This is a genomic window from Actinomadura sp. NPDC048394 (assembly GCF_040651755.1).
Taxonomy (GTDB): Bacteria; Actinomycetota; Actinomycetes; order Streptosporangiales; family Streptosporangiaceae; genus Spirillospora; species Spirillospora montaniterrae.
On record NZ_JBEZJL010000107.1, the window covers coordinates 22,439 to 30,056 of the forward strand.

Here is a 7,618-nt window from a genome sequence, read left to right on the forward strand (position 1 = left end):
GTCAACGAGGTGCGGAGAACGGCGCGGCGGGCCGGGTTAGCTTGGCCGTCCGGAGGAGGGATCACGTGCCGGACGAACCACGCCCCGAACGCCGGACGCTGCTGGGCGCCGCGGGACTCCTCGCGGCGGCGGCGTCCCTGCCCGACCTCGCCGCGGCCCCGGACGCGCGCGCCGCGGGCGACCCGCTCGGCGACTGGACGCTCGACACGATGAAGGGCCTCGCCGTCTTCGTCATGCCGGGCCCGGACGCCTACTCGCGCGCCCAGGGCACACCGCGCGGGGAACCCGGGGGGATCGAGGCGCGGCTGCCCGAGTTCCTCGTCCACCACCTGAACCGGTACCTGCCGTTCCCCGACCTGCCGGTCACGGCGCTGGCCGCCGCGCTGGGGCCGCCGGCCGGCGCGGTCCTGACTCGAAGTGACGCGGTGATCCCGCTGGCGCCGGTTGCCGCGCTGATCCTGAACGCCGAGGCCCTCCGCGTCGACCCGCGCGCGCTTGGCGGGCCCTTCCTCGCGCCGTTCTCCCGCCTGTCCTACCGCGCGAAGGCGAAGGTGTTCGAGCTGCTGGAGGGCCCCGACCCGCGCCTGGTCGAGGCGCTGGACGCCCAGTTGCCGGAGCCGCTGAAGAGGTCGGCGTCGGGGCTGCTGAAGTACGCCGCCGGAGCGCTGCTGGAACTGGCGGCGCTCGGCGGCTACTCCGAATGGGGCGTCCTGGACCCGGCGACGCGGCGGCTGCGTGACCGCCCGGTCGGCTGGCGGGTCAGCGGGTACACGCCCGCCTCCGAGGGACGGCCCGAGTTCCGGGGCTACTACCAGGGGCGCAGGAAGGCGGCCGGATGAGCCGGGACGTGATCGTGGTCGGCGCGGGGGCGGGCGGCCCCGTCGTGGCCAAGGAACTCGCCGCCCGCGGCCTGGACGTCCTGCTGCTGGAGGCCGGCGCCCGGCACGCCCACCCGCGCCGGGAATGGACGCACTACGAGAACGACGCCAACAACCCCATCACGGGTTTCCTGCGCGTGGGGCCGTCGGACCGCGCCGCACCGGAATGGCTCCGGGAGGAGCCGCAGAACTCCTTCCTGCTCCAGGTGGCCGGCGTCGGCGGCACGACCCTGCACTACTACGGCAATTCGCCGCGCGCCTACCCGGGAATGTTCAAGGGATATGACGGTCCCGACCGCGCGAGCTACGACACGGCCCACGCCTTTCCCTTCACCTACCGGGAACTCGTCCCGTACTACGAGTGGGTGGAGGCGACCCTGCCCGTCCAGACCGCGGCGATGGGCGTCAAGGAGACGGTGTTCTTCCGCGGCGCCGAAAAGCTCGGCATTCCCGTCCAGACGGCCAAGGACACCAAGGAATGGTCGTACCGGCCGCAGGAGAACGCGATCCTGCAGCCCGGCGGAACCGCCGGGCGGACCGGCGATCCCGCGAAGCTCCGCTACCCGCGGGCCACCGGCTGCACCTTCTGCGGCTACTGCCTCGAAGGGTGCATGGAACCGGCCGGGGCCCCGCGCAACCAGGCCGCGAAACGCTCCACGGACAACAGTTACGTCCCGATGGCGCTGACCGCGCACGCGTGGTCACCGCACGGGCGCGCCGTCACGTTGCTGGCCGATTCGGCCGCCGTGAAGGTGCACACCGAACGCAGGAACGGCGAGCTCGTCGCGACGGGCGTGACCTGGCGGAACACCAGGACCGGCGAGGTGCACCGGGAGGACGCGGCGGTCGTCGTCCTCGCCGGCGGCACCACCGAGACGCCGCGGCTCTGGCTGAACAGCGGGCTGCCGAACCCCAACGGCTGGGTGGGGCGCGGTTACACCGACCATTTCCTCGACGGGGTCACCGGCCTGTTCGACGAGGACACCGGGTCATCGCGGGGCCCGAGTTCCGCGGCCCGCTGCGATTTCCCCGGTTACGGCGCGCTCGAGAACATCGGCCTTCCGCCGGCGATGCAGGCGTTCACGATGGCGCTGTCTGACAGCGGGATCCGCGGCCAGTACCGCAACGGCCGGGGTCTCACCGGCCCCTGGGACGGGCGGACCGGCCGCGTCATCGGCCCGGAACTCAAAGAGGCCCTCGGTAACGGCGTCGACCGGCTGCTGAACATCCTGGTCCTCACCGGCGACAGCGTCGAGGCGCACAACCGGGTCACCCTTTCGGCCTTCCCGCCCGACGAGCAGGGGCCGATCCCGAAAGTGGAGTTCCGGTCCCGGCAGCGGACCCGGCACACGCTCGCCGCCCGCGAATTCCTCGCGCGCAAGGCCGCCGAACTGCTCCGCAAGGCCGGCGCGAAACGCGTCTACCGGTTCGACTGGGCGCCGTTGCTGCTGCACGTCCATTCGTCGATGCGGATGGGGCCGTCGGCGGACGACTCGGTGCTGGACGCCGACGCCCGGAGCCGCTGGGTCGAGCGCCTCTACGTGGCCGACAACTCCGCGCTCGCCAACAGCCTCGGCGGCCCGAACCCGACCCTCACCACGCAGGCCCTCGCCACCCGCACCGCCGAGACGATCTTCGTCCGGCATTTCGGCGGGCACCGGTGGGTCGGCCGCGAGGACCCCGTGGTCTCCACCGATCCCCGCTGCGCCTGACCGCCGCGCGGCCGGATTCCCGAAGCGCCGCGTCAGACCGGCAGCCGTCCCCAGACCTCGTCGAGCGCCAGCCGCAGGGCGCCGGTGAGGACGGTGTCCTCGGCCAGGCCGGAGAACTCCACCACGGGCGGGGTGAGCGTCAGCCCGCCCAGATGCCGGGTGATGGCGGTCAGCAGGACGGACCCGGCGCGGGCGACGCCGCCGCCGATCACGACGGCGTCCGGGGCCAGCACCAGCACGGCCGGGGCGATGGCCTGCGCGAAGGCCGCGGCCACCTCGTCGACGACCCGGACGGCCGCCTCGTCGCCGGCGGCGGCCGCGGCGAACACGGCCGCCGCGTCGAGCCCGTCGGCCCGCAGGGCGGTCCCCGGACGGTCCCGGGCGGCGCGGCGGGCCCGCGCGGTGATCGCCTCCGCGCCGATCGCCCGTTCGAGGGGGCCGCGGCCGTCGCCGGTGTCGGGGACGTCGCCGGGCGGCCGGATGAAGCCGATCTCGCCGGCGGACCCCGTGCCCCGGTGCAGCCGGCCGCCGATCACGACGCCGGCGCCGAGCCGCTCGCCCCACTGCACGGCGAGCAGGGTGCCCGCGCCGCTGCGCTCCCCGGCGACGGCCAGGGCCGCGAGGTTCGCGTCGTTCTCCACCTGGACCGGGCAGCCGAACCGGCCCCGGAGGTGCTCGGACAGGTTTACCGACGTCCAGCCCGGGACGCTCGGCGCGAGCAGGATCCGGCCGGAGGCCGGGTCGACGATGCCGGGGGTGGCGACGACGACCGCGGCGATCTCGTCCGCGCCGAGCCCGGCCTCGGCGAGGGCGCGCCCGACCGCCTCGTCGACGGCGTCCAGCAGCCGCCCGGCGCCGGTGCGGCCGACGGGGAGGCGGACCGCGGCGAGGCGGTGGGCGGCGAGGTCGTCGATCCCGGCGCTGACGGTGTGCGGGCCGACGTCCAGGCCGAGCACGGGCGCGGCGCGTCCGCGCAGCGAGACCCGGACCGCGGGACGGCCGCCCTGCGGGGACGCCGCGGCGGGGTCGTGCTGCTGCAGCCACCCGGCCTCGACCAGGCCGTCCACCGCCTGGCCGACGGTGGGGCGGGTGAGGCCGGTCAGCCTGACCAGCTCGGCGAGCCGGACGGGCTCGGGCGCGCAGTCGCGCACCGCGCGCAGCACGGCGGCGGTGTTGAGGCGGCGCAGCACCGGGGTGCCGACCGCGCGTTCCTCTGCCATCGCCCCTCCGAGAAAGATCGTCCGGCCCCCTTGACCGGACGGTCCCGCGCACTGATTATGAACTTCGTCCTGGTATTTCAAGGACTTTAACAAACCCCCGCGCGGTGGAGGTTCCGCCATGGTGTCGAGCCGGCGACCGGACAGACGACGCACACGACCACGGGGAAGGCGGCGCGGCGCCGGGACGCGGTTCCGGGCGCTCGCCGTCGCGACGGCGGCGGCACTGGTGGTGCCGTTCGCCGCGACGGCGCCGCCCGCGGCCGCCCGGACCGCTCCCGCACCGACGCCGGCCGCCGCCGCGAGCCAGGCCGGACCGGCGGCCCAGGCCCTCGAACGGATCCTCGGCAGGCCGCGGGCCGCCCAGATCACCCTCCAGACGATCGACAAGGGGACCGGCGCCGACCGGTTCCGCGTCTCCGCCGCCGGCGGCCGGCTGGTGATCGCCGGGACGTCCCCGGCCGTCCAGCTCACCGGATTCGGCTGGTACCTGCGCAAGGTCGCGCACGCCGACTACGCGATCGGCGGCGCGCAGCTCGACCTGCCCGCGCGGCTGCCGCTGCCGTCCGCGCCGATCGAGGAGGACGCCTCCGTCGCGCACCGGTTCGCGCTCAACGACACCAACGAGGGCTACGCGGGCGCGTACCTGAGCTGGGACGAGTGGCAGCGCCGCATCGACGCGCTCGCCCTGCACGGCGTCAACGAGGTGCTGGTGTACGAGGGCCAGGAGGCCGTCTACCAGCGCGCCTTCCAGCAGTTCGGCTACAGCGCCGAGGACATGCGCAAGTGGATCCCGCAGCCCGCGCACCAGGCGTGGTGGCTGCTGCAGAACATGTGCTGCACCGGCTCGCCGATCTCCCAGCAGCTGATCGACCGGCGCGCGGCGCTCGCCCGGCGCATCGTCGACCGGCTCCGCGACCTCGGCATCACGCCGGTCCTGCCCGGCTACTACGGCACGGTCCCGACCGACTTCGAGACCCGCAACCCGGGCGCGAACACCGTCCCGCAAGGTACGTGGAACGGTCTAGAGCGCCCGGACTGGCTCGACCCCACCGGCCCCGAGTTCGGCAAGGTCGCGGCGGCGTTCTACCAGGCGCAGACCCAGCTGTACGGCCAGAGCACCATGTACAAGATGGACCTCCTGCACGAGGGCGGCCGGGCCGGGTCGGTGCCGGTGGGCCCCGCGTCGAAGGCCGTCCAGGACGCGCTCGAAGCCGCCCACCCGGGCGCCCTCTGGGTGATCCTCGGCTGGCAGAGCAACCCCCGCAAGGAGACCCTCGAGGCCGTCGACCGGTCGCGGATGTTCATCGTCGACGGCATCACCGAGCAGCCGACCGTCACCGACCGCGAGAAGGACTTCCTCGGCACCCAGTACGCGTTCGGCACGATCTGGAACTTCGGCGGCCACCAGAACCTCGGCGCCGGGCTCACCGTCTGGAACGCCAAGTTCCACGCCATGCGCACCAAACCGGGCAGCGCCCTGAACGGCATCGCGCTGATGCCCGAGGCCATCGACAACAACCCGGCCGCAGTGGCGTTCTTCACCGACATGCCCTGGGAGGACGGGCCCGTCGACATGGACGCCTGGCTCTCCGAGTACGCCGCCGCCCGCTACGGCGCGGCCGACCCGCACGCCGTCGCGGCCTGGAAGATCATCGGCCGCACGGCCTACGCCTGGCCGGCGGGCAAGGACACCCGGCACGTGACGGCCCTGTTCGACGACCAGCCGAGCCTGACCGACACCGGGACGCCCCTCCAGTACGATCCGGCCGAGTTCGAGCAGGCGCTGCGCGAGCTGCTGCAGGTCGACCCGCGGCTGCGGCGCTCCGGCGCGTACCGCTACGACCTCGTCGACGTCGCCCGCCAGGTCCTCGCCAACCGCAGCCGGACGCTCCTGCCGAAGATCCGCACCGCCTACGAGGACGGTGACAGGGCCGCGTTCAACCAGCTCACCGACCGGTGGTCGGCCGAGGTCGAGCTCATGGACGAGGTCCTCGGCACCGACCCGAACTTCCTGCTCGGCACCTGGCAGAGCGAGGCCGCCCGGCAAGCCGCCGACCGGACGGAGGCCGCGGCCCTCGACTACGACCTCAAGTCGCTCGTCACCCTCTGGCAGACCGAGAGCCCCGGCCTCCAGGACTACGCGCGCCGCGAGGTCAACGGCCTGGTCGGCGGCTACTACGCGAAGCGCTGGGCGATGTTCTTCGACGAGCTGAAGCGCGCGATGAGGACCGGCGCCGAACCGCGGCAGATCGACTGGCGCGCCGTCGCCGAGAGCTGGGCCCACGCGGGCACCCGCTACGCCGACAACCCGCACGGCGACGCCTACCGGCTGGCGGCACGGGTCGCCGAGGAACCCGCCGGCGCGCTCGCCCTCGCCTCCGACCGGAAGGGGATCACCCCGGGCGGCACCGTCCGCGTCACCGCAACGTTCACGAACCAGTCGACGCTGACCGCCGCGGGCGGCGTCCGGTTCGAGCTGTCGGCGCCGCGCGGCTACACCGTCCGCGAGTCGGCCGCCTCCGCCGGGCGCGACGTCGGCCCCGGAGGCACCGCCACCGCGACGTGGACGGTGACCGCGCCCGCCGACGCCGAACCGGGTGCCCTGCCCGCCTTGGACGGAACCGTCTCCTGGCGCAGCGGCAAGGGCGAGTCCGAGCAGGCGAGCGCGCACTCCCTGCTGATGGTCGGCGGGAGCACGATCGGCGCGCCCTACAAGACGGCCGCCTCGGCGCCCGCCGAGTACGCGCAGGACGGCGGCACGATCGGGATCGCCGCCGGCGGCGAGGACGTCTGGGGCGCCACCAACGAGTTCGCCACCGTCTACAGCGGCGGCGGCCTCACCGCCGGGCACGCCGTCGCCACGAAGGTGACGAAGCTGGACGGCGGGTCGCCCTACTCCCGCGCCGGCCTGGTCGCCGCGAACGACCTCACCAGGATCGGGTCGGGCGGGTACGCCGACATCGCCGTCACGCCCGAGCACGGCTGCGTCTTCTCCTACGACGCCGACGGCGACGGGCGCCTCGACCACGTCAGCGAGGTCGGCGGGTTCACCGCCGGGGACGTCCGCGTGCGGCTGGGCAGGGACGGCGACCGCATGACCGGCTCGTGCAGCACCGACGGCGAGAACTGGACGGTCGTCGGCTCGGGCCGGGTGGCCGGCGCGTCCGGCGCCGAGGACGTCGGCATGTTCGTCAGCGCGGTGAACCGGCACACCGGGCAGGAGGCGATCGCCCGCTTCGACGGCGGCGTCGCCGCCGCGCCCGCCACCGCCCGCGACGGGTCCGGCGACGAGATCCAGAGCCTGCGCAAGCCGGTGACGGCGCTGTCGTCGGAGCCCGGACGCCCGCCGGAGGCCGCCAACGACGGCAGCCGCGCCAACTCGCCGTACTGGGGCGGCCAGCTGACCTACGGCGAGACCTGGTGGCGCGTCGACCTCGGCGCCGTCAACGCGGTGTCCCGCGTCAACGTCCGCAACTACGTCGACGGCACCCGCTACTACACCTACCGGCTGGAGGGCAGCCTCGACGGCGAGCACTGGTTCACCCTCGGCGGCCGCAATGGCCCCGACCCCGCCACCGACGCGGGCGACACCATGAACACCGAGGCGAAGGCCCGCTACATCCGCGTCGTCGGCCTCGGCAACACCGCCAACTTCACCTTCCACCTCACCGAGGTCAGCGTCTACGGCACCCCGGTGGCCTAGCCCCGGCCCGGCGGGGGCGCGGGGGGGCCCGGGGCCCCCCCGCGCGGGGGCAGAGGGGGAGGCCGCGGGCGGGGGCGGGGCGCGCGGTGGCGGCGGCGGGGCGGG

The 7,618-nt window shown here is 74.5% G+C and carries 4 protein-coding genes; 3 read left to right on the forward strand and 1 reads right to left on the reverse strand.

Annotated features, from left to right (window positions below):
- The first annotated feature begins 65 nt into the window (after positions 1–65).
- The gene (locus AB0C78_RS45920; protein ID WP_360761152.1) at positions 66–839 is read left to right on the forward strand and encodes a hypothetical protein; all 774 of its coding nucleotides are present in this window, start codon (positions 66–68) and stop codon (positions 837–839) included.
- Complete coding sequence (locus AB0C78_RS45925; protein ID WP_360761154.1) at positions 836–2,590, forward strand: GMC oxidoreductase; 1,755 nt, start codon at positions 836–838, stop codon at positions 2,588–2,590. Before AB0C78_RS45920 ends, AB0C78_RS45925 begins: the two co-directional genes overlap by 4 nt.
- A gap of 32 nt (positions 2,591–2,622) precedes the next feature.
- Here AB0C78_RS45925 and AB0C78_RS45930 read toward each other — a convergent pair whose 3' ends face one another.
- The gene (locus AB0C78_RS45930; protein WP_360761156.1) at positions 2,623–3,810 is read right to left on the reverse strand and encodes an ROK family transcriptional regulator; all 1,188 of its coding nucleotides are present in this window, start codon (positions 3,808–3,810) and stop codon (positions 2,623–2,625) included.
- Between the two features lie 118 nt (positions 3,811–3,928).
- On the opposite strand from AB0C78_RS45930, the gene AB0C78_RS45935 reads away from it, so the two are divergent.
- A complete protein-coding gene (locus AB0C78_RS45935) occupies positions 3,929–7,513 on the forward strand; it encodes an alpha-N-acetylglucosaminidase TIM-barrel domain-containing protein (protein WP_360761158.1) in 3,585 nt (1,194 codons plus the stop codon).
- The last annotated feature ends 105 nt before the right edge of the window (positions 7,514–7,618 follow it).